At 65.8% G+C, this 1,295-nt stretch carries 2 protein-coding genes; both read left to right on the top strand.

From position 1 onward, the window contains the following. Positions 1-747 (top strand): hypothetical protein (locus C5F46_RS16135; RefSeq protein ID WP_181317782.1); only part of this gene is annotated, 747 nt, incomplete at its 5' end. 246 nt (positions 748-993) lie between these two features. After that, on the top strand, positions 994-1,295 hold a 302-nt coding region (locus C5F46_RS16130; RefSeq protein WP_133618653.1), incomplete at its 3' end, for an ArdC-like ssDNA-binding domain-containing protein.

Here is a 1,295-nt window from a genome sequence, read left to right as displayed (position 1 = left end):
GACATGTTCATGAACCAGCGGACCCAGGTCGTTTACAGCCTTTTGGCCGAGTATGTGCGCAGCCCCTCTCTGCGCCACATGCGGGAGGAGCGGTCCCTCGCAAAGCTGGCGCTCGAGATCGTCACGAAGCTCGATCGGGAAAGTTCCATCTGGAAGAAATGGGAAGGGCCGCGCGACAAGATCCTCGGCGCTGCCATCGAGTGCTGGATCCCTAAGGCGGACATGCTCGACTTCCTCAACAGCCTGCCCGGACCGGCCCTGACGATGACGGATCTCGAGCAGCGCATGAAATCGATGATCGAGGAGGAGTATCTCGGCGATCCCGAACCGAAGCTCGAGGCCGAATGCCTCGCGATCTATCAGGCCGAGAAGGAGGCGGGCACGGAGATGCCCGCGATCATCGAGCGGCTGTCGGATTACACCAGCGCGCAGTTCCAGCGGCTGCGCGATGAAAGGCGTGCCGAGGAGGAACGGCGTCTGGACGAGGCGCGGCTGGAGCGGGAGCGGCGGCTCCTCTCCTTTGCCGATTGCCCCTGGACCCAGATCAAGGGCTCGAAATTCGTCTATTGCCGGAAGAACGGTCGGGTCTTCCAGCTCAAGCCCAACAGCGACAAGAGCCTGACCCTCTACCGCGTTCAGGCGGTCGATGATGCTGCCGTCGGTGAGATGATCGGGCGATACCGGTCGCGCGGGGATGCCAGCAAGGTCGTGGCCAAGGCTGCCTATGAGCCGGAGCCCTGGCGGTAAGGCTAAGGCTGACAACGGTGCAGGGCCGGGATGAGGAGGAAGGTGGCGTGGTTCCCAGGACGGAAGGGTCGAGGATGTTTGTGGGGGAAAGCCTTCCCCCTGGTCGGCACTTCGTTGCCGACGCACCCCCTTCGAGCGGGGAGCGCCCCTTGGGCGCCCCCTCAGAGGGAGAGTGCAGACGGGATTTCCGTGACGGGTTGAGGGTCGGGGGAGAGGCCCCCGGCGCCCGTCGTGGAGATCACCCCGATGGCCAGACAGGACCGCGCGCCCCGCGACGGCGGCGCCCGCAGCAGCATCTATGACGACATCACCTCCCGGATCATCGCGGAACTGGAGGCGGGGCGGCTACCCTGGGTCCAGCCCTGGGGCACGGCCTCGGCCAAGGCGCCGCTCGCCCTCCCGCGGAATGCGGCGACCCAGCGCCAATACTCCGGGATCAACATCCTGATCCTCTGGGGCGCTGTGGTCCAGCAAGGCTATCCGACGCAAGCCTGGCTGACCTTCCGCCAGGCGCTGGCGCTCGGCGGCAATGTCCGAAAGGGCGAGCG

The sequence above is a fragment of the Phaeovulum veldkampii DSM 11550 genome (assembly GCF_003034995.1).
Taxonomy (GTDB): domain Bacteria; phylum Pseudomonadota; class Alphaproteobacteria; order Rhodobacterales; family Rhodobacteraceae; genus Phaeovulum; species Phaeovulum veldkampii.
This window is presented reverse-complemented; position numbering and strand designations above follow the sequence as displayed.